Annotated in this window: 18 protein-coding genes; 8 read left to right on the forward strand and 10 right to left on the reverse strand. The window is 59.9% G+C overall.

Features of this window, described 5'->3' with window-relative positions; genetic code table 11:
- Window positions 1-48 precede the first annotated feature (48 nt).
- From PL599_RS02160 to PL599_RS02175, 4 genes are all read left to right on the forward strand, one after another.
- Window positions 49-1245 (forward strand): aminotransferase class V-fold PLP-dependent enzyme, encoded by a 1197-nt coding sequence (locus PL599_RS02160; RefSeq protein ID WP_271358784.1) that lies wholly within the window; start codon window positions 49-51, stop codon window positions 1243-1245.
- A gap of 202 nt (window positions 1246-1447) precedes the next feature.
- A complete protein-coding gene (locus tag PL599_RS02165; protein ID WP_269824137.1) occupies window positions 1448-3283 on the forward strand; it encodes an ABC transporter ATP-binding protein in 1836 nt (611 codons plus the stop codon).
- A gap of 141 nt (window positions 3284-3424) precedes the next feature.
- On the forward strand, window positions 3425-5245 hold the full coding sequence (locus PL599_RS02170) for a TRAP transporter large permease (RefSeq protein WP_269824136.1): 1821 nt from the start codon (window positions 3425-3427) through the stop codon (window positions 5243-5245).
- A 15-nt stretch (window positions 5246-5260) separates the two neighbouring features.
- On the forward strand, window positions 5261-6259 hold the full coding sequence (locus PL599_RS02175; protein WP_269824135.1) for a TRAP transporter substrate-binding protein: 999 nt from the start codon (window positions 5261-5263) through the stop codon (window positions 6257-6259).
- Window positions 6260-6313: 54 nt separating this feature from the next.
- On the opposite strand, the gene PL599_RS02180 is transcribed toward PL599_RS02175, so the two are convergent.
- Window positions 6314-7825, reverse strand: a complete 1512-nt coding sequence (locus PL599_RS02180) for an aldehyde dehydrogenase (NADP(+)) (RefSeq protein WP_173990673.1) — start codon at window positions 7823-7825, stop codon at window positions 6314-6316.
- Window positions 7826-8070: 245 nt separating this feature from the next.
- Between PL599_RS02180 and PL599_RS02185 the strand changes: the two genes are divergently transcribed.
- Entirely contained in the window at window positions 8071-8424 is a 354-nt protein-coding gene (locus PL599_RS02185; protein WP_162520325.1) for an antibiotic resistance protein VanZ, read from the forward strand.
- Window positions 8425-8451: 27 nt separating this feature from the next.
- Here the strand turns inward: PL599_RS02185 and uxuA are convergent, their stop codons facing one another.
- From uxuA to PL599_RS02220, 7 genes are all read right to left on the reverse strand, one after another.
- Window positions 8452-9660, reverse strand: a complete 1209-nt coding sequence (gene uxuA / locus PL599_RS02190; RefSeq protein WP_269824134.1) for a mannonate dehydratase — start codon at window positions 9658-9660, stop codon at window positions 8452-8454.
- A gap of 16 nt (window positions 9661-9676) precedes the next feature.
- Window positions 9677-10723: an L-idonate 5-dehydrogenase gene (locus PL599_RS02195; protein WP_269824133.1), complete on the reverse strand. Its 1047-nt coding sequence runs from the start codon at window positions 10721-10723 to the stop codon at window positions 9677-9679.
- A 70-nt stretch (window positions 10724-10793) separates the two neighbouring features.
- Entirely contained in the window at window positions 10794-12200 is a 1407-nt protein-coding gene (locus PL599_RS02200) for a TRAP transporter large permease (RefSeq protein ID WP_080796026.1), read from the reverse strand.
- Between the two features lie 3 nt (window positions 12201-12203).
- Window positions 12204-12779: a TRAP transporter small permease gene (locus PL599_RS02205; RefSeq protein WP_269824132.1), complete on the reverse strand. Its 576-nt coding sequence runs from the start codon at window positions 12777-12779 to the stop codon at window positions 12204-12206.
- A 72-nt stretch (window positions 12780-12851) separates the two neighbouring features.
- Entirely contained in the window at window positions 12852-13826 is a 975-nt protein-coding gene (locus PL599_RS02210) for a sialic acid TRAP transporter substrate-binding protein SiaP (protein WP_077984292.1), read from the reverse strand.
- Between the two features lie 62 nt (window positions 13827-13888).
- Window positions 13889-14605 (reverse strand): FadR/GntR family transcriptional regulator, encoded by a 717-nt coding sequence (locus PL599_RS02215; RefSeq protein ID WP_142911868.1) that lies wholly within the window; start codon window positions 14603-14605, stop codon window positions 13889-13891.
- A gap of 138 nt (window positions 14606-14743) precedes the next feature.
- Window positions 14744-15430 carry an HAD family hydrolase gene (locus tag PL599_RS02220; protein WP_077984290.1) on the reverse strand — a complete coding sequence of 229 codons (687 nt, stop codon included), beginning with the start codon at window positions 15428-15430 and terminating at the stop codon, window positions 14744-14746.
- A 407-nt stretch (window positions 15431-15837) separates the two neighbouring features.
- Here PL599_RS02220 and minC point away from each other — a divergent pair, with 407 nt between their 5' ends.
- From minC to minE, 3 genes are read left to right on the forward strand one after another with little or no spacing between them, the layout of a single operon-like run.
- On the forward strand, window positions 15838-16566 hold the full coding sequence (gene minC, locus PL599_RS02225; protein ID WP_162520324.1) for a septum site-determining protein MinC: 729 nt from the start codon (window positions 15838-15840) through the stop codon (window positions 16564-16566).
- Window positions 16567-16599: 33 nt separating this feature from the next.
- A complete protein-coding gene (gene minD / locus PL599_RS02230) occupies window positions 16600-17415 on the forward strand; it encodes a septum site-determining protein MinD (RefSeq protein WP_003506498.1) in 816 nt (271 codons plus the stop codon).
- The gene (gene minE, locus PL599_RS02235) at window positions 17412-17672 is read left to right on the forward strand and encodes a cell division topological specificity factor MinE (protein WP_077984289.1); all 261 of its coding nucleotides are present in this window, start codon (window positions 17412-17414) and stop codon (window positions 17670-17672) included. Before minD ends, minE begins: the two co-directional genes overlap by 4 nt.
- Before the next feature lie 45 nt (window positions 17673-17717).
- On the opposite strand, the gene PL599_RS02240 is transcribed toward minE, so the two are convergent.
- Both PL599_RS02240 and PL599_RS02245 read right to left on the reverse strand, forming a co-directional pair.
- Window positions 17718-18620 (reverse strand): amino acid ABC transporter substrate-binding protein, encoded by a 903-nt coding sequence (locus PL599_RS02240; protein ID WP_269824131.1) that lies wholly within the window; start codon window positions 18618-18620, stop codon window positions 17718-17720.
- Window positions 18621-18692: 72 nt separating this feature from the next.
- On the reverse strand, window positions 18693-19586 hold the full coding sequence (locus tag PL599_RS02245; protein ID WP_137411674.1) for an amino acid ABC transporter substrate-binding protein: 894 nt from the start codon (window positions 19584-19586) through the stop codon (window positions 18693-18695).
- Window positions 19587-19591 lie beyond the last annotated feature (5 nt).

The following is a 19591-nucleotide window of genomic DNA, read 5'->3' on the forward strand; positions in this document are numbered from 1 at the left end:
TGGCATATGTGTCGATGCCCATCGCATCGCAAAGGACAGGAGAAATGCATGACCGAGGATATCAGAAGCAGGATCGGCCTTCGCCCGGTCATCAACGTCTCGGGCACCATGACCTCGCTCGGCGCATCGATTGTCGTTCCCGAGGCCGTTCAGGCCATGGCGGACATCCTGCCACAATTCGTCGAGATCAATGATCTGCAACGCAAGGCGAGTGCGATCATTGCAAGGCTGACGGGCGGCGAGGCCGGTTTTGTCACGGCCTCCTGCTCGTCCGGCATCAGCCTTGCGGTGGCGGGCGCGATCACCGGCAACAATCTCTTGGCCATCGAAAAGCTGCCTGACGTGACCCCGGAAAAGAACGAGGTTCTGGTGCAGATGGGCCATGTGGTGAGCTATGGCGCGCCGGTGGATCAGGCGATCCGGCTTGGCGGCGGCAAGGTGGTGCTCATCGGGCAGGCGACATCGACCCACCGTTTCCACATGGAAAACGCCATCACCGAAAAGACGGCGGCGGCGGTCTATGTCGTCTCGCATCACGTCGTTGATTATGGCTTGCTGCATCTTTCCGAATTCGTCGAGATCGCCCATGCCAAGGGTGTGCCCGTCATCGTGGATGCGGCCTCCGAATATGATCTGAAGCTGTTTCTGGCCACTGGCGCGGATGTGGTGCTCTATTCCGGCCACAAGTTCCTCGGCGGCCCGACTTCCGGCATCGTCACCGGCAAAAAGGAGCTCGTGCGCAACGCCTTCCTGCAGAATATGGGCGTCGGTCGCGGCATGAAGGTCGGCAAGGAAAGCATCTATGGCGTCATGGCGGCGCTGGAAGCGTGGGAGAAGCGCGATCATGCCGGCATTCGCGAGCGCGAAACCGGCTATCTCAACCTCTGGAAAAGGACGCTGGACGGGCGCCCCGGCGTGACGGCGCTGATCGAGCCTGATCCGACCAACAACCCGCTCGACCGGCTGCGCGTCATCATCGATGCCGAAGAAGCGCATATCACCGCCTGGGACCTGACGACGGCACTTGCGAAAGGCAATCCTCCCATCATTACCCGCGATCATGAGGTGGAACACCGCTATTTCTATCTCGACCCCTGCAACCTGCATCCGGGCCAGGAAACCATCGTGGCTGCGCGTCTGACGGAAGAGCTGGATAGGGCGCGCGCCTCCAACGAGGTGATTGCAACGCCGTTCGAAGACCGCAGCCGCCACCGTTTCGACGGCATGCTGCGCTGGCCGGACTGATTAAGCGAGCGGGTGCCGCGAGTTTCTTCTCCCCGAGGGGGAGAAGGTCGCGGCAGCGGGATGAGGGGGCGCCCTTGCCGGATTTCGGAAACGGTGCCCCCTCATCCGACCCTTCGGGCCACCTTCTCCCCGGCGGGGAGAAGAAACTCGGGGCAACCGCCCGCCCAAGCATTGCAACCAGAATAAAGAAAAGGGAACGATCATGACCATGCCGCAGTCAGCACCGCTTGGTGCCGAAGATGCCGTGCTCTCCGTCCGTAATCTCACCACGTCATTTCACGTGGATGGCGGCTGGAAACCGGTGGTGCGTGATATTTCCTTCGATGTCGGTCCGGGCGAGACCGTCGCGATCGTCGGCGAAAGCGGCTCGGGCAAGAGCGTGACATCGCTCTCCATCATGCGGCTGCTGGATCGGGAAAGCAGCAGGGTTCAGGGTGAAATCCTGCTTGGGCGTCGCAACCTGCTCTCCCTTTCCGAGGACGCCATGCGGCGGGTCAGGGGCAACGAGGTTGCCATGATCTTTCAGGAGCCGATGACCAGCCTCAATCCGCTTTTCACCATCGGTGACCAGATTTCCGAAGCTCTGTTGTGCCATCAACCGATGTCGAAAGCGGATGCGCGGGCAGAGACGGTCCGTCTGCTCGAAAAGGTTCGTATCCCTTCCGCCGCCTCGCGTTTCGATGAATATCCGCATCGCTTTTCCGGCGGCATGCGCCAGCGCGTGATGATCGCCATGGCGCTGGCGTCCCGGCCGAAGCTGCTGATTGCCGACGAACCGACAACGGCACTCGATGTCACGATTCAGGGCCAGATTCTTGATCTCATCAAGACGCTTCAGGAAGAGGAGGGCACCTCCGTCCTGTTCATCACCCATGATATGGGCGTGGTGGCGGAAATCGCCGACCGCACCGTCGTCATGTATCGTGGCGAGCAGGTGGAGGTCGGCGCGACGGCCGATATCTTCCATCGCGGCAAACATCCCTATACTCGGGCGCTTCTGTCCGCAGTTCCCGTTCTGGGCTCGATGAAAGGCGAGGAAAGACCGCTCCGTTTTCCCATCGTCGACACCACCACCGGGGAAACGCAGGAGCCGGCGCGCCCCGCCGACACCGTCAACGCCGCTGCACCGCCCGTTCTCAAAGTTGAGGGGCTGACCAAGCGTTTCGACATTCACTCCGGTCTTCTGGGGAGGCTCAGCGGCCGCGTACATGCGGTGGAAAACGTGTCCTTCGATCTCAGGGCCGGGGAAACATTGTCCCTGGTTGGAGAAAGCGGCTGCGGTAAGTCCACCACCGGCCGCGCCATCATGCGGCTTATTGAGCCGGATGCGGGTTCGGTCGAGGTCAACGGCGAAAACATTCTCGCGCTCGACAAGACGGGCATGCGAGACATGCGCAAGACGGTTCAGATGATTTTTCAGGACCCCTTCGCCTCACTCAATCCGCGTATGACGGTAGGCGCGGCGATTGCCGAACCTTTTCTCGAGCACCGTATGGGAAGCGCCCGCGAGGCGAGAGATGTGGTGGCGGACATGCTGGGGAAGGTTGGTCTCTCGCCAGATATGGCTGCGCGTTACCCGCATGAATTTTCCGGCGGCCAGCGCCAGCGCATCTGCATCGCCCGCGCGCTGGCATTGCAACCGAAGGTCATCGTTGCTGACGAAAGCGTTTCGGCGCTGGATGTTTCGATCAAGGCGCAGGTCATCAATCTGATGCTGGATCTGCAGCAAAGCCTTGATCTCGCCTTTCTGTTTATTTCCCATGACATGGCGGTGGTGGAACGCGTCAGCCATCGTGTCGCGGTGATGTATCTGGGCGAGATTGTCGAAATCGGTCCGCGTGCGGCTGTCTTCGACAACCCGCAGCACGATTATACCCGCAAGCTGATGGCGGCAGTGCCGGTGCCGGACCCGGGCCGTCGCAATACACGACGCGGCGTTGCGAATGACGAGTTGAAAAGCCCGATCCGCGCGGTCGATCATGTCGTTACGCCACGGCAGTATCGTGAGGTTTCGCCTGGCCATCTTGTTGCCTGCTGACGGATCGGGCGTCTTCAGCAGCGTTTTCCCGTTCGCACCGGCAGATAGTTCGATTCTCTCGTTCGGAAGCTTTACAGGTGCGAGCATTTTTCTATACCGCTTCTGGCCGTGCAGCAGGGATGACGCGCGAAAGGCAGCCGGATGGCGATACTGGAAAAACAGGGGCGCTATAGCTTCGAGAGGGTGGCCGCGACAACTCTGTCGCGCTTCGACAGTGCGCTCGGTGCGGTTGCCGCCGCGCTTCTCGCCGCGCTGCTCGTGGTGGTTCTGGTCAATGTCATCCTGCGTTATCTCTTTCACACCGGCTTCATCGGTTCGGAAGATCTCGGCATATGGCTGAATGTCGCCATGATCGCGGTCGGCGCGCCGCTCAGCCTCAAAAGCGCGCTTGCCATGCGGCTCGATGTCTTCGTGCGGTTCCTTCCGCAACGATTTCGCGCGGCGACCGAAATTCTCGCAGATGCCTTTTCTTTCGTCGCCGCACTCATTCTTGTCTTCGGCGGTGTGCAGATCGCGGCGATGCTGGGCGGCACGTCGCCTACACTCGGCCTGCCGGAATGGGTGCGTTTCGGCTTTCTCGGTGCAGGCGGCGTGCTGATCCTTCTTTATCTGGCGCTTCAGCGTGTCAGCGAAGGCAAGGCGTTTGCCGTTCTCGCATCTCTCGCCATCGCTGCCGTGGCCTATGTCAGCCTGCCGCAACTCTTCATTGATACGAACCTGCCGCCGAGCCTGTTTCTGGCGTTGACGGCGGCTGCGGGGCTGGTGCTGGCCGCGCCGCTTGCCCACGCCTTCCTTACCGCCGCCTATGTGGCGATCGCCTTCGGCAGCACCTTGCCGGAGCCGGCCATCGTTTCGTCGACGGTAACCGGCATGTCGAAATTCCTGCTGCTTGCCGTTCCTTTCTTCCTGCTGGCAGGGAGCCTGCTGACGATATCCGGTGTTGCCAGTCAGCTCGTCCGTTTCGCTGCCTCCGTCGTCGGTCACCGCCGGGCAGGTCTGGCGCAGACGACGCTTCTGACCAGCGTGCTGTTTTCCGGCGCATCCGGCTCATCTGTCGCCAATGCCGCCTTCGGCGCGTCCACCTTCCAGCCGGAACTCGTCAAACACGGCTATCCGCCGGCGCAGGCCGGCGCGATCATCGCCGCCACTTCCGTGCTGGACAATGTCATTCCGCCCTCCATCGCTTTTCTCATCCTCGCCACGGCCACCAATCTTTCGGTCGGTTCGCTGCTGGTCGGCGGCTTCTTCGCCGGCGGGCTGATGGCAGCCTGCCTCGGCGTGGCGATCCATTTCAGCGTGCGCAGCGACGATACCTTGCCGCGCGCGACGGGGGCTGAGCGCTGGCGCTCGGCCGTCGCCGCCATACCAGCCTTCGGTCTTGGCGTAATTGTGGTAGTCGGTATTCGCATCGGCATCGTCACCACCACGGAAGCCGCCGCCCTTGCCGCACTTTATACGCTGCTTCTCGGCTTCGGTTACCGGCTGGGCGCGGGCCGCATTTTCGCGACCTTCCGACAGTCGGCGGGTGAGGCGGCGGCCATCGGTCTTCTGATCGGCACGGCGGGGCCTTTCGCCTTCCTGCTGGCGGTCGACAATGTCTCCGGCCTTGTCACGGACTTCGTCACTTTGCTCGGCGGCAGCAAGATCGCGGTGCTTCTGCTCTCCAACCTCATTCTGCTTGTCGTCGGTCTGGTGCTGGATATTGGTGCTGCCATCCTGCTGTTCGGGCCGATCCTGCTGCCTGCTGCCGTCGCGGCCGGCATCGATCCCATCCATTTCGGTGTCATTCTTGTGGTCAATCTGATGATCCATGGCCTGACGCCGCCGCTCGGGATGCTTATCTTCGTGGTCAGCGGCGTCACCCGCATTCCGGCGACAGCGCTTTTCCGGGCGGTCATTCCCTATCTCGTCTCGCTTCTCGTCGCCCTTGCCATGTTATGTGTCTGGGCCATAGTCTTCTAAGTCAGGGTTTTCGTCATGACCTTTATCGACCGCCGTCATTTCCTCAAACTCTCCGCTCTCGGCGTCGCGACGCTTGCCGCACCTGGTCTGGTGCGCCCGGCGCATGCCAGAACCCGCAGCCTCACGGTTGCGTCGTTATTTGCCGACGACAAGCCGGAGACGAAAATCTGGGTCAGGATCAGCCAGCTGGTGGAGGCGAAATTGCCTGGCCGTTTCCGTTTCAACATCGTCAAAAGCGGTGCTCTGGGTGGTGAGAAGGAAGTGGCGGAAAACATTCGCCTCGGTTCGGTTCAGGCCAGCCTCTCCACCGTCTCTTCCCTGTCAGGCTGGGTGCCGGAACTGCAGATCCTCGATCTGCCTTTCCTGTTCCGTAATAGTGAGCATGTGCGCAAGGTGGTGACGGGCGAGACCGGCGAAGAGCTGAAGGCAAAACTTGCCGCGCAGCAATTCATTGCCGCCGATTTCATCAATTACGGTGCTCGCCATCTTCTGGCGAAGGAGCCTGTGACCCGCGCGGAACAGTTGAAGGGTAAGAAAATCCGCGTCATCCAGAGCCCGCTGCACACCAGATTGTGGAGCGCCTTCGGCACCACGCCGGTCGGTATTCCGATCACCGAGACCTATAATGCGCTGGCGACCGGTGTGGCCGACGCCATGGACCTCACCAAGTCCGCCTATGCCGGCTTCAAGCTTTACGAAGTCGTTCCCTATATGACGGAAACAGGCCATATCTGGGCCTCGGGTGTCGTCTATTACGGCGCGACCTTCTGGAACCAGCTGGATGACGAAGAAAAGAAGGTTCTTTCGGAAGCCTCCAGCGAGGGCGCACAATATTTCAACCAGCTGATCGTCGAAGACGAAACGAAGTCCGTTGAGCTAGCGCTCTCCAAGGGCGGCACGGTGCTGCAGCCGGAAGCACTGGATGAATGGCGCAAGGGTGCGCAGGATGTGTGGCGGGATTTTGCCGGAACAGTCGGCGGCATCGACAAGATTAAGGCTATCCAGTCAGCCTGAGATTGCTGGATCGAAAATGAAAGGGGAAGGCGCGGAAGCGCCTTCCCCTTGTTGTTAGCGGATATCCTCAGGCAGAACGTCCGAAGGGATGTTCTGGTAGGAAACCGGGCGCATGAAACGACGGATCGACATGGTGCCGACCGAAGTTGCGCCGAAGTTCGTGGAAGCCGGGTAGGGGCCGCCGTGAACCATGGCTTCGGAGACTTCCACGCCGGTCGGGAAACCGTTGGCGAGAACGCGGCCGGCCTTGCGCTCGAGGATCGGCAGCAGCTTGCGGCCGAGTTCGGCGTCACCTGCGTCGAGATGCAGGGTGGCGGTCAGCTGGCCTTCGAAGCTCTTGGCGACTTCAAGCATTTCTTCCGCGCTATCAACCGTCACGATCAGGCCGAGGGGTCCGAAGACCTCTTCTGCAAGTGCATGGTTGGCAACCCAATCCTTGCCCGAAACGCGGAACAGGTACGGCGTCGCATTGCGCAGGTTGCAGGTGGTGGTCAGAACGTCGCGCACGCCGTTGCCGGCAGCGATGCGGTCGCGGCCATCACGATAGGCGGCAGCGATGCCGTCGGTCAACATGACCTGCGGGCCAACTTCAGAAAGTGCCGCACGGGCAGTCTCGGCAACCGCATCCGCCTGCTCGGAGAGAATGACGGCAATGCCCGGGTTGGTGCAGAACTGGCCCGCACCCATGGTGAGCGAACCGGCCCAGCCCTTGGCAATGGCTTCGCCGCGGTTGGCAACCGCTTCCGGCAGCAGGAACATCGGGTTGACCGAACCCAGCTCTCCGAAGAAGGGGATCGGCTCGGGGCGCTGGGCGCAGAGATCGAACAGCGCGCGGCCGCCGGCGAGCGAACCGGTGAAGCCGACCGCCTTGATGCGCGGATGCTGAACAAGAGCGGAACCGACATCGCGGCGGCCGCCCTGGATCAGCGAGAAGACGCCGGGATGCAGATTGTGCTTCTTGACGGCGGCGAGAACCGCTTCGGCAACGATTTCACCGGTGCCGGGATGGGCGGAGTGGCCCTTGACGACGACGGGGCAACCGGCAGCCAGAGCCGCTGCGGTGTCACCACCGGCCGTGGAGAAGGCGAGCGGGAAGTTCGACGCGCCGAAAACGGCGACAGGTCCGATCGGGCGCTGCATCAGGCGGATATCCGGGCGCGGCAGCGGCTGGCGATCCGGCAGCGCTTCGTCGTGGCGACGGTCGAGATAGTCGCCCTTGCGGATATGCGACGCGAAAAGACGCAACTGGCCAACGGTGCGGCCACGCTCGCCCTGCAGGCGTCCGGCGGGCAGACCAGTTTCGGACGAGCCGATTTCGGTGATGGCGTCGGCGCGGGCTTCAATCTCATCGGCGATGGTATCGAGGAATGCGGCGCGTTCTTCGCGGGTGGTGTAACCATAGCTCCAGAAGGCGTCTTCGGCTGCTTCACAGGCTGCATTCACCAGATCGACGGTGCCGACCGAAAAATCGAAAGCTTCGCCATGTGCAGGCTCGCTGCGGAATTTTGCTTCCGTTGCGACCCATTCTCCTGCAACCAGATGTTTGCCGTGCGGCTTGAAACTCATTGTGCTCTTCCCTGAAAATCTGATCCTGTGTGGAAAATCCACCCGACACCGTGACGTTGCACCGAAAGGCGACGGCATAAAACGCCATCAGCCGCGATCCTCGCCCGGTTGCCATCTGCCTTAGCCCGTGTGGGGCCTGAGCGAAAGCCGGTTTTTCAACTATCTGACCAAAAAGTGTGATTAATGGGGCGAAGCGTGAAAAAGACCCGCTTCCGTTTACACGTACGGCGCTTTATTGTGACGTCATGATGACAAATAGATTTCCGAAATATGTCGCCTGGTCGGTTCTTCTGCTGATCTTGATCGTTACAGTTTGCCCTATCGGTTTTCGTCCGCACACGCTGACGACGGTGGGCCTGGACCGCGCCGCGGCCTTCGCCTTCTGTTCTGCCGCTTTCGTGCTCGCCTATCCGCGTTACTGGCTGGCGATTATCGTGGCAGGCATTGCGGCGGCTTTCGGTATCGAGGCGCTGCAATTCCTCTCGCCCACCCGCCATCCGCATCTGATGGACGCTATCGTGAAAGCCGCCGGCGTCATTGCCGGCGGGCTCACGACTTTTTCCTACCTGCTGTTCAGGGCGCGGCTGGCTGCAGGCTGACGGAACGCCTACAGCCGGGAACATTGTTCAGCGTGTCCCACCCGCCAGCCCGAAATGGCTGTGCGATAACGTGCGTTCGATACCACGCAGCTCAGCCAACCCCTTCAGCCGGCCAATGGCGGGGTAACCGGGCTGAGCGCCGCGCGTCAGGTCGTCGAGTATTTCCTGACCGTGGTCGGGCCGCATCGGAATGGTATGGTCGTCGCGGCCCTCCGCCCGGCGACGGGCCTCTTCGGTGACGAGTGCGGCGATGACGGCGACCATATCGGTTCCGCCCTCCAGATGTTCGTCCTCGAAGAAGGAGCAGGGAACGGTATCGGTATCGCGCGTCACATTGCGAAGATGCACAAAATGGATGCGGTCGGCAAAACGGCCGGCGATGAAGGGCAGATCGTTATCGGCGCGCGCCCCGAGGGAGCCGGTGCACAGCGTCACGCCATTGGCGCGGCTGTCGACCTCAGACAGCATATGGGCGTAATCCGCCTCCGTTGACAGAATGCGCGGCAGGCCGAGCAGCGGCCACGGCGGATCGTCGCCATGGGCGCAGATGTTGATGCCCACCTCCTCGGCAACCGGCGTCACCTCGGAGAGAAAGTCGACCAGATTCTGCTGCAAGTTTTCGCGGTCGATGCCGTGATAGGAACGCAGTTTCTCCAGAAGCTGGGCGAGCGTGTAACCATCCGCCGAGCCCGGCAGACCGGCACCGATATTGCGACCGAGCGCGGCGATCTTCGTATCCGGCATCTCGGCAAAACGTTTTACCGCTTCCTCCAGCAGCCAGTCCGGATAATCGGCCTTTGCGTCAGGGCGTTTCAGAATATGAATGTCGAAAGCGGCGAAATCGGCAAGATCGAAACGCATCGCCCTTGCGCCATGTCTGGTTTCCCAGCGCAGGTCGGTGCGGGTCCAGTCCAGCACCGGCATAAAATTATAACAAACGGTGCGGATGCCGGAGGCGGAGAGACGGCGCAGCGTTTCCTGCCAGTTGGCGATATGGTTTTTCCAGTCGCCGGTCTGGGTCTTGATATCCTCGGAAACCGGCACGCTTTCCACCACGTCCCAATAAAGCCCACCCGTCTTGATTGCTTCATGTCGTTTGGTGATTTCGTCCACCGGCCAGACATCGCCGGTGGGGATGTGATGCAGCGCGCTGACGATGCCTTCCGCGCCCGCCTGAGCCGCATCCTGAACCGTGACCTTGTCGACCGGACCGAACCAGCGCCATGTATGTCTCATCTTTGATCCTCAAATGTCAGTCTGCGGAAAATGTCAGCTGCACCTTGCAGGCGGCGGAGCGGTCCCCGGCCTGTTCGAATGCCGCTTTCGCCTCACCAAGCGGGAAGCTGTGGGAAATGATCGGCCGTACATCGATTTTGCGGGAGGAGATCAGCCCCGCTGCGACGGCGAATTCCTCATGAAAGCGTTGCGAGCCGCGCCAGAGGATTTCTTTTCCCACCAGCGCATTGAGCGGGATGGTAATGTCACCGGTCACACCCACCTGCACGATGGTGCCGCGGGGGCGCACGCAGGCGAAGGCGCTGCGGAGCGCGGGACCGGCGGCGGAGCAATCGAAAATGACGTCGAAATAACCCTTATTGTCCTGATAGGGCAAAAGCGCCTCGGCGTCTTTCGCGACATTGATCGTGCGGTCGGCGCCCATGGCGGGAGCGCGTTCCAACGCTGCGTCGGTGAGGTCGGTGGCGACAATGGTGGCCGCACCGGCATGGCGGGCGGCCGCGATGGTCAACAGACCGATGGGGCCTGTGCCCGTCACGAGTATGTTTGCACCTTTCAGGTCGCCGGCCTGGGCCACGGCATGCAGGCACACCGCGAGCGGCTCGGTGCAGGCGGCTTCTGCCGGTGAGGTCTCGTCTGAAAATGTCGCGCATTGTTTTGCCGGAACTACCAGCCGGTCGCGGAACATGCCCTGTTCATGTGGCAGGCGCATGGCGCTGCCCATGAAGCGCATCTCAAGGCAATGGATCGGCTGGCCCTTCAGGCAGAAATGGCAATGGCCGCAAGGCTGGGAGGGATTGACGGCGACGAGCTGGCCAATGGCAAGCCCGCTGACGCCGTCTCCCAGCGCCCGCACATGACCGGACGCCTCATGCCCGCAGATGATCGGTTCGCGCACCCGGACCGGGCCGAAGCCGCCATCCTGATAATAGTGGAGATCGGAACCGCAGATGCCGCCCGCCGCCATGGCAAGCAGCACTTCGCCGGGTCCCGGTGCGGGAAGGTCCTGCATTTCGACGCGAATGTCCTTCTGGCCGTACAGGCGTGCAACGCGTGTCTGCATGACGAAATCCTTTCGAATGCGTGGAGTGTCGAAGAAACTGCGCGGCGCGGACCGCGCAGTTTCAGTCCGCTCAGCGGATGAGGCCGAGCTGGGTCGGCAGCCAGAGTGTGACCGACGGAATGAAGGTGATCAGCGCGAGCGCCACCAAAAGCGGGATCATCCATGGCAGGATGGCGAGCGTGGTGCGCTCCACCGACATTTTCGAAATGCGCGACAGCACGAACAACACCATGCCGACCGGCGGGGTCAAAAGACCGATCATCAGGTTCAGCGTCACGATCAGGCCGAGATGGACGGGGTCGATGCCGTAACGGGCGGCGACCGGCATCAGGATCGGCACCAGAATGCTGATGGCGGCAATGGTGTCTAGAAAGGCGCCGACCACCAGGAGCAGGATGTTGACGATGATGAGAAAGGTCCACCAATTATCGGTCATCGCGAACATGAAGTCCGAGAACATCTGGGCCGCCTGACTGACGGTCAGCAGCCACGCGAAGATCGACGCCGCCGTGACGATGAAGAGAACCGACGCCGTGGTTTCTATCGTGTCGAAGCTTGCCTTGGCCAATGTCCTGAAGGTCATGGTGCGGTAGCGCACCAGCCCAAGGAAGAGGGACCAGAGAACCGCGGCGACCGCCGCTTCGGTTGGCGTGAACCAGCCCATCGTCATCCCGCCGATCAACAATACCGGCGTCATCAGCGCCATCACGGCGGAGAAATCGTAATACCAGTCGAGCGCGACGAGCACGGCGAGCCCGATAAGGACCGCTATATTGATCGACAGTCCGGCAAGGATCATCAGATAGACAGCGACCGGGAAGCTTAAGACGATCACCACTTCCATGGAGGCGGAAAGAAGCTGCTTCAGTTCGAAGGGCGTGTCGGAGCCCCAGCCTTTGCGTTTGGCAAAAATATAGACTGTCAGCATCATCAGCGCGGTCATGACCACGCCGGGAATGACGCCGGCCATGAACAGCGCGCCAATCGAGGCATTGGCCATCATGCCGTAGATGACAAAGGGCAAGGACGGCGGGAAGATCGGGCCAAGCGTCGCCGAGGCGGCGGTGACGCCGACAGCCGCATCGACCGGATAACCATGATCCTTCATCGCCTTGATCTCGATTGTGCCGATGCCGGCGGCATCGGCGAGCGCGGTGCCTGACATACCGGAAAAAACCACAGAGCCGATGATATTGACCTGCGCCAGGCCGCCCTTCATCCATCCGACGAGCGCCAGCGCGAAGCGATAAATGCGGCTCGTCACCCCGGCGATGTTCATCAGATTGCCGGCGAGGATGAAGAAGGGAACGGCGATGAGCGGAAAACTTTCGACGCCGGCAATCATGCGCTGGGCTGCGATGATATCGGGGGCAACACCATAAAGCACAAGATAAAGCAGCGAGCTGACGGCCATCGACACGGCGACGGGCGTACCGATAATGAGAAGCAGAAGAAATGAACCGATAAGCAGGAGCATGGCCTAAATTCCCTGTGTGCTGACGGCTTCCTGAGCCTTTTCACGCACGGTTTTTTTGCCGGTGATGTCCTTGATGAAATTGTGCAGGGCACGCAGGAACATCAGCGCGAAAGCGGCGAAAACGGTATAAAAGACGATACCGCGCGGCAGATCGACCGTGACCATGCGCTCATCGCCGACGATTTCCAGATAACGCCACATCAGCCAGGTGATGTAGGCGAAAAAACCAATGGCGACGAGATCGACAATAAGCTCCAGAATCCGCCCGACGCGTTTCGGCACGAAGCGGTAGATCAGGTCGACGTGGATATGGCGGAACATGCGCACGCACATGACCGAGCCGAGGAAGACGACGACAACGAGGCAATTGGCGGCAATCTCCTCCGTCCAAGCGAAACTGTCGTTCAATACGTAACGGGTGAAGAATTGCAGGAAAACACAAAGGCCCATGCCCCAGAAGACGGCAAGCGTTATCCAGTCTTCCACCGCATAGGGTGAAAGATCGACAGGGCTGTTTTCTTCCTCGAAGGCATGCGCCATTTCTTCCACGCTGACGGGCGCGTGCTGCTTGTCAGTCATTGGCTGGAACTCCAGTGGGTCTCGGTCGGCGATATCCCGACGCCGGAAATGGCGCCGGGATAGGCTCAAACATCACTTGATGGCGCGGATGGCTTCCCAGTCGGCCTTTTCGTAACCGAAATCTTCAAGCTTCACCTTTTCGACCACGTTTTTCTCGAAGTCGGCCTTGTCGACGTCCGCGACGGTGATGCCTTTCGATTTGAACTCATCAACGAGCGCCTTTTCACGGGCTTCGATTGTCTTCGTCGTGCGGGCCGCGGCTTCCTGCATCACTTCGGTGAAGATTTTTTTATCCTCATCCGAGAGGCTCGCCCAGCGTGTTTTGGAAACCAGCGTGTTGAGATGGTCAACGATATGACCGGTCAGAACGATGTTCTTCTGCACCTCGTAGAACTTCTTCGCCTCGATTGTCGTCAGCGGGTTTTCCTGAGCCTCGACGGTGCCGTTCTGAAGCGCCAGATAAACTTCCGCAAAGGCGATCGGCGTCGTATTGGCGCCGCAGGCGCGCGGCATGGCCAGATAGGCAGGCACATCGGGAACGCGCATTTTCAGCCCTGCCATGTCGGCGCATTTTTCAATCGGCCGGTTGGAGGTTGTATGACGCGTGCCATAATAGCTGACGGCGACGATGTGGTTGCCGGTCTTGTCCTCGTAGCCTTTCGCGAGCTTCTTGAAGACATCGCTCTTGGTATAGGCGATCAGATGGCTCGGATCGCGGAAGATATAAGGAAAGTAAGTGACGCCGATCGGCTTGTAGTCACGCGCCGCGAAGCTCGATCCGGAAATGATGATATCGACGGTGCCGAGTTTCAGGCCCTGGTTGATATCTGCTTCCTTGCCAAGCTGCGAGGCCGGAAACACATCGATCTTGTAGCGGCCGTCCGTGCGTTTGGCGATCTCTTCCGCAGCCCAGACCGAATCCGTGTGGAACGGCTCGGAGGTTTCGTAGACATGCGCCCATTTGAGCGCGGTCTGCGCCTGCGCCGCGAGCGCGGAAAGCAGGATGGCGGCTGTTGCACCCATCAAAGTCGACAATCTGATTTTCATTCTTAACTCCTCCCGAATTAAAGCCAGATTTCTCATTTTTCCCGTCGCCGGTTGCGGCGCGGTCACTCTTCTCCGATCGTTTCCTCCCCGAAACTCTCGGAAAATCTCTTTTGCGACAGCATCAGATGCTGCCGCATCGCCTCACGCGCGCCTTCCGGGTCGTTGGCGGCAATAGCGTCGCGGATTGCGCGGTGTTCCTGAACGGCAAGGTTCCATGTATGCGGCCCCTCGAAATAGCTGGCGAGCTTTTCGAAAAAGGGTGACAGGCTACGCTCGTCATAAATCAGGCCGGTAAAGCGATTGAGTGCCGAATTGCCGATGATATCGGCGATGGCGGTGTGGAAGGCCCTGTCGAAATTGAGTGCCTGTGGCGAGCTGTCGAGCGCGCCGGCCATGCGTTCGATGATATCATCGAGCTTGGCGATGCATTCCGGCTTGGCAAGCCTTGCCGCTTCCTCCGCAATTGCGCTTTCGATGATGCAGCGCGCCTGCAGGATTTCGAATGGCCCATGCGCATCCGGCACCGGTGGCTTTTCCTTGGCCTGCTTGCCGGCTGCGCTGACATAAACGCCCGAACCCATGCGGATATGGATATGGCCTTCCACTTCCAGAACGATAAGCGCTTCGCGGACCGTCGGCCGCGATACGCCGAAGCGTTCGGCAAGATCCCGTTCCGCCGGCAGGCGCTGGCCTTCGGTCAGTTCCCCGCTTTCGATGAGCAAACGAATTTGTTCCGCGACCAACCGGTAAAGGCGGCGCGGCTCAAGAGCCACAAACATGATATCCTCCCAGCGCGAAGGTCTCCCCCCATTCGCGCAAGCGGTAAGATGGTCTTACCAATTTCATTAGGACGCATTTATGCCGGGCTGTCAATTAGCCGCTTTGCAAAAGTCTGCTGTTATATGGAAATGGCTTTTTCAGGCTTTATTGCTCGTCAGCCTCAGGTTGCGGTTCTCCCCGATGACCGCGCTCACCTCGCCATATCCGCCAATGGAAAGATGAGAGGTTTCCATCGGGTGGGAGTGGGTGACGTTAATCACCACGACCGCAGCCCCCATTCGCTCTCCAGCCTCAATGCCTGCGGGTGCATCCTCGAAGACAACGCACATTTCCGGGGCGACACCCAACCTGTCAGCGGCCTTGCGGTAACCTTCAGGATCGGGCTTGCCGTTGACCACATCGTCTGCACAGATCATGACGGCCGGAGGGGTGATGCCCGCGGCAGCAAGCCGGCGTTCAGCCAATTCGCGCACAGCCGAGGTGACGATGGCCCATTTACTTGCCGGCAAGGTCGCAAGAAATTCTGCCGCACCCGGTATCTGGATGATGCCATCCACATCGTCCATTTCGGCACGTAATATCATGTCGGCTTCTGCGTCGATATCAAGGCCGGGAACCGCTTCGCGACGGATGACCTCGGAGGCGCGCATGCCGTGAATGCGCTGAAGAAAGGCGTCTGGCTCGATGCCATTCGCGACGGCCCATTCCCGCCAGACGCGCTCGACGACGGCGATCGAATTGACGAGCGTTCCATCCATGTCGAACAGGAAGGCCCCAAAGTCTTGCGAAAATATACGGTTCTGCTGGGGGACTTTGCTGTGCATCTCATTCTTCCGTTGAAACTGTCGGGGCAGCCCGTGTCTATCTTATATGGAGACTTAACGGAATCGATTTTCCGAAGGAGTGGTCGATGAAGGCGTAAGGGAAGGTAGGCGACGTTGTATCAGAATCGGGCAACCATGATTCCGCTAAAACACGCGGCGGGCGCGGGCTCGGTCCAGAACACGCCCGACATGACCCCAAGTCAGCCTCCTGCAAGGATGGCATGTCATCATGAGCGTTCATAGGGTTCAGAATGTTGTGTAATCAAAGGGGTGGCACGGTTTTTGAAAGTTCCTTTAAAAGAAATTCACAAGGGAATTTTCTTAACGCTTTCGTCCATTTAGGTGCGGCGTTAACCATTTGTTAACCATATTCGAGGTACCTAATTGTCAACGATTTGTTTACCAAGATGACCAAAGTGCTAACAGACCAGCGTTCGATCCGTATCAAAGGCCGCTCCTTCCTCGCAGTCGTGCTGTCTCCCGAATCTCCGGTCGATCAATGGCTGGAAAGGCTGGATGATCTTGCCGCCCGTTCGGCGGGCTTCTTCCTCTCGCGTCCGGTGGTCCTGGATGTGTCGGAACTGTCGCTCGACAAGGCGGGGCTGAAGGAGCTGCTGGCGGCGCTGACGGAGCGCAATGTCGGCATCATGGGTATTGAGGGCGTTCGCCCCTCGATGATCGAGCCGGGTATGCCGCCGTCGCTGAAGGGCGGAAAGCCCGCTTCCGATGTCGAGGTTGAGCCGGTCGCCATCGCCGCCGAACTGCCGGAGGAAAAGCCGCGCGCTGCCGGTGAGGTCAGGGCCGTGGTGCAGTCGCTGGTCATCAACGAGCCGGTTCGCTCCGGCCAGTCGATCATGTTTCCCGAGGGCGACGTGACGGTCATCGGCTCGGTCGCCTCGGGGGCGGAAATCATCGCTGGCGGCTCGGTGCATATTTACGGCGCCCTGCGCGGTCGCGCCATGGCCGGTTCGCTTGGAAATGTCTCGGCGCGCATCTTTTGCCGCAAGCTCGAAGCGGAGCTTCTGGCCATCGACGGGGTCTACAAGGTTGCCGAAGACATTGACGACAAGCTGCGCGGCCAGCCCGTTCAACTCTGGCTGGAAAACGATACGATCAAGGCCGCAAAGCTCGGCTGATAATATAGAAACGAACAGGAACAGGAGAGCCATATGGGGAAGGTAGTCGTTGTAACTTCCGGCAAAGGCGGGGTCGGCAAGACCACCTCGACCGCAGCGCTTGGCGCCGCACTGGCGCAGAATAAAGAGAAGGTCGTGGTCGTCGATTTCGATGTCGGCCTGCGCAACCTCGATCTCGTCATGGGTGCTGAACGCCGGGTGGTTTACGATCTCGTCAACGTCATCCAGGGCGATGCCAAGCTGACGCAGGCGCTGATCCGCGACAAGCGCCTCGAGACGCTTTTCCTGCTGCCCGCCTCGCAGACCCGCGACAAGGACAATCTGACGCCGGAAGGTGTCGAGTGGGTCATCAACGAGCTGAAGAAACATTTCGACTGGGTGATCTGCGACAGCCCGGCCGGTATCGAACGCGGCGCGACGCTGGCCATGCGCCATGCGGATGTGGCCGTCGTCGTCACCAATCCGGAAGTCTCCTCGGTGCGTGACAGCGACCGCATCATCGGCCTGCTTGATTCCAAGACGCTGAAGGCCGAGCGCGGCGAGCGCATGGAGAAACACCTGCTTCTGACGCGTTACGATGCTTCCCGCGCCGAGCGCGGCGACATGCTGAAGGTCGATGACGTTCTGGAAATCCTTTCCATTCCGCTGCTCGGCATCATTCCCGAAAGCACGGATGTGCTGCGGGCCTCGAACGTCGGTGCGCCCGTCACGCTGGCGGACGCCCGCTGCGCGCCGGCTATGGCCTATTTCGACGCCGCTCGCCGTCTGTCCGGCGAGGATATTCCGGTGGTCATCCCGGGTGAGAAGCGTGGCATCTTCTCCAAGATCTTCGCAAGGAGGGCTGCATGAGCATCTTCAGTCTCTTCCGCAAACAGAAGTCGGCACCGCTTGCGCGCGAGCGTCTGCAGGTGCTGCTCGCCCACGAAAGGGCGTCATCGGGCTCCGATCTCGTCGCCATTCTCAGGGAAGAAATTCTCGCCGTCATCGCCAAGCATGTGCAGATCGACAATGACCGGGTGCATGTGAAGATGGATCGCGACGAGCATGTCTCCATTCTGGAGATCGATGTCGAAATCCCGCTCGGCGCTGACCTGCGCGCTGCCTGAAGACATTTTACCAAAGACGGATGCCGCCCGCCTCCGGGCGGCTTTTTATTCCGCTGTCGTGTCGACGGGGTTGCGAAAGGTTTCCTCCAGGTCATCTGGCAGCGGGCGTTTCAGGTTTATCCCGTTCGGCGGGATCGGCGTGTTGAACCATTTGTCGTAGATTTTTTCGATTTCGCCGCTGGCATAGATTTCGCCGAGCGCCTCGTTGACGGCGTCGCGGAAGCCGGTATCGCCGTGGCGGAGCATCAGGCCATAGGGCTGCGGCGGGGCGAGATATTCGTCCGAGATGACGTAGTCTTCGGGCTTGCCGGTTTCGGCAACGAAGGATCGCAGAAGTATATCGTCCATGACGAATGCCGAGGCGCGGTTTTCCGTCACCATGTCGAAACTGCCTTCCGTGCTGTCATTTTGCAAAACCGCGACGTTCAGACCCAATTTGCGATTGAGCACGTTGAGTTGGGTGATGTTGATGGTTCCCGTCGTCACCACCACCGTTCGCCCGGCAAGATCGGCGACAGTGTTCAGACCGCTCGATTTCAGCGCCACATAACGGGTGCCGGTGATGAAGTGGCTATAGGAGAACCACACGGCCTTGCGCCTTTCTTCCGTATTCGTGCTCGCCACGCATTCCATGTCCATCGTGCCGTCATTGAGAAGCATGATGCGGTTGCTGGGCGTGCGTTTGACGAACTCGACCTTCAGTTCAGGCAGGCCGAGCTTTTTCTTGATGGAATCCGCCACCCTCAGGCACAGTTCTATGCTATAACCGATAGGCTCCGTCCCGGCGCCGAGATAGGAGAAAGGGATGTTGCGATCGGCATAACCGAGCTTGATCGTGCCGGTTCTGGCGATGGTTTCAAGTGTCGGCGGTTGGGCGTCCTCGCTCACCGCCTGAGCGGGAAGAAGACTTGAAAAAACCAGCATAAGCCATAATGTCGATCTCTGCATCGCGCATCTCCAGCCAAAATAATCCGTCAAAACATTTTCATGAAAATCGATACGGGTTGGCGCCTTGCGCGCTCAGTCCTGGTATTCGCTCGGATGTTCGTACGCCTGTTTCAGAGAGGCGGCCATCGGCAGGTTCAGGTTCATGCCGTTTGGGGGAATGGGCTTGGTGAACCACTTTTCATAAAGGCCATGAATGACCGGCCCGGTGAAAATGTGCCGAAGGCTTTCATTGACCGCCGCCTTGAAATCCGGGTCGTTGCGGCGGAAAACCAGGCCATAAGGTTCGGGTGCGCTCAGCGTTTCCTCGGAAAGCGCATAGAGGTCCGGATTCTCTGACGTTGCCGCCAGCGCCGCAAGCAATATGCCATCCATGACAAAGGCGGAAGCCTTGCCGGAAACCACGAGTTCGAAGGCCTCCTCATTGGTTTTCGTCGGCATAACAGAGATATTGAGGTTCTTCGCCCGGTTCACGGCGTTGAGTTGCTCGATATTGACGGTGCCGGAGGAGGATGTGACGGACCGCCCGGCGAGATCGGCAAGGCTTTTCAGATTGTCCTGCTTGCGAGAGAGAAACTGCGTTGCGGTCATGAAGTTGGGATAGGAGAAATCCACGATCTTGCGGCGTTCGCTATTGTTGGTCGTGGCCGCGCATTCAATATCGATCTGCCCGCTGCGGACAAGGATGAAACGGGTCGCGGGCGTCGCCTTGACGTATTCGAGTTCGATCCTGTCGAGCTTCAGCTTCCTGCGAATATCTTCGCTGATCGCCCGACAAAGATCGGTCGAGAAGCCGGTGACCTCACCATTCGGCAATTGATAGGAAAAGGGCGGTTCTGCCTCGCGATAGCCGATGCGGATCTTTGCGGTTTTGGCAATTTGCTGAAGCGTATCGCCTCCACCTGCTGCCTGAAGGGGCGTGATGGGAACAAGGCATGCGAGGAAAAGGCAAAATACTGAAAGACGCATTTCAT

It is taken from the genome of Agrobacterium sp. ST15.16.055, from assembly GCF_027956555.1.
GTDB lineage: Bacteria > Pseudomonadota > Alphaproteobacteria > Rhizobiales > Rhizobiaceae > Agrobacterium > Agrobacterium salinitolerans.

Coding starts and splice junctions, on each gene's coding strand:
- minC (WP_162520324.1), top strand. CDS start 15,838: ATGACCAAAGTGCTAACAGACCAGCGTTCGATCCGTATCAAAGGCCGC.
- PL599_RS02200 (WP_080796026.1), bottom strand. CDS start 12,200: ATGCTCCTGCTTATCGGTTCATTTCTTCTGCTTCTCATTATCGGTACG.
- PL599_RS02185 (WP_162520325.1), top strand. CDS start 8,071: ATGATGACAAATAGATTTCCGAAATATGTCGCCTGGTCGGTTCTTCTG.
- minD (WP_003506498.1), top strand. CDS start 16,600: ATGGGGAAGGTAGTCGTTGTAACTTCCGGCAAAGGCGGGGTCGGCAAG.
- PL599_RS02205 (WP_269824132.1), bottom strand. CDS start 12,779: ATGACTGACAAGCAGCACGCGCCCGTCAGCGTGGAAGAAATGGCGCAT.
- PL599_RS02210 (WP_077984292.1), bottom strand. CDS start 13,826: ATGAAAATCAGATTGTCGACTTTGATGGGTGCAACAGCCGCCATCCTG.
- PL599_RS02245 (WP_137411674.1), bottom strand. CDS start 19,586: ATGCGTCTTTCAGTATTTTGCCTTTTCCTCGCATGCCTTGTTCCCATC.
- PL599_RS02175 (WP_269824135.1), top strand. CDS start 5,261: ATGACCTTTATCGACCGCCGTCATTTCCTCAAACTCTCCGCTCTCGGC.
- PL599_RS02170 (WP_269824136.1), top strand. CDS start 3,425: ATGGCGATACTGGAAAAACAGGGGCGCTATAGCTTCGAGAGGGTGGCC.
- PL599_RS02195 (WP_269824133.1), bottom strand. CDS start 10,723: ATGCAGACACGCGTTGCACGCCTGTACGGCCAGAAGGACATTCGCGTC.
- PL599_RS02240 (WP_269824131.1), bottom strand. CDS start 18,620: ATGCAGAGATCGACATTATGGCTTATGCTGGTTTTTTCAAGTCTTCTT.
- PL599_RS02165 (WP_269824137.1), top strand. CDS start 1,448: ATGACCATGCCGCAGTCAGCACCGCTTGGTGCCGAAGATGCCGTGCTC.
- minE (WP_077984289.1), top strand. CDS start 17,412: ATGAGCATCTTCAGTCTCTTCCGCAAACAGAAGTCGGCACCGCTTGCG.
- PL599_RS02220 (WP_077984290.1), bottom strand. CDS start 15,430: ATGCACAGCAAAGTCCCCCAGCAGAACCGTATATTTTCGCAAGACTTT.
- PL599_RS02180 (WP_173990673.1), bottom strand. CDS start 7,825: ATGAGTTTCAAGCCGCACGGCAAACATCTGGTTGCAGGAGAATGGGTC.
- PL599_RS02160 (WP_271358784.1), top strand. CDS start 49: ATGACCGAGGATATCAGAAGCAGGATCGGCCTTCGCCCGGTCATCAAC.
- uxuA (WP_269824134.1), bottom strand. CDS start 9,660: ATGAGACATACATGGCGCTGGTTCGGTCCGGTCGACAAGGTCACGGTT.
- PL599_RS02215 (WP_142911868.1), bottom strand. CDS start 14,605: ATGTTTGTGGCTCTTGAGCCGCGCCGCCTTTACCGGTTGGTCGCGGAA.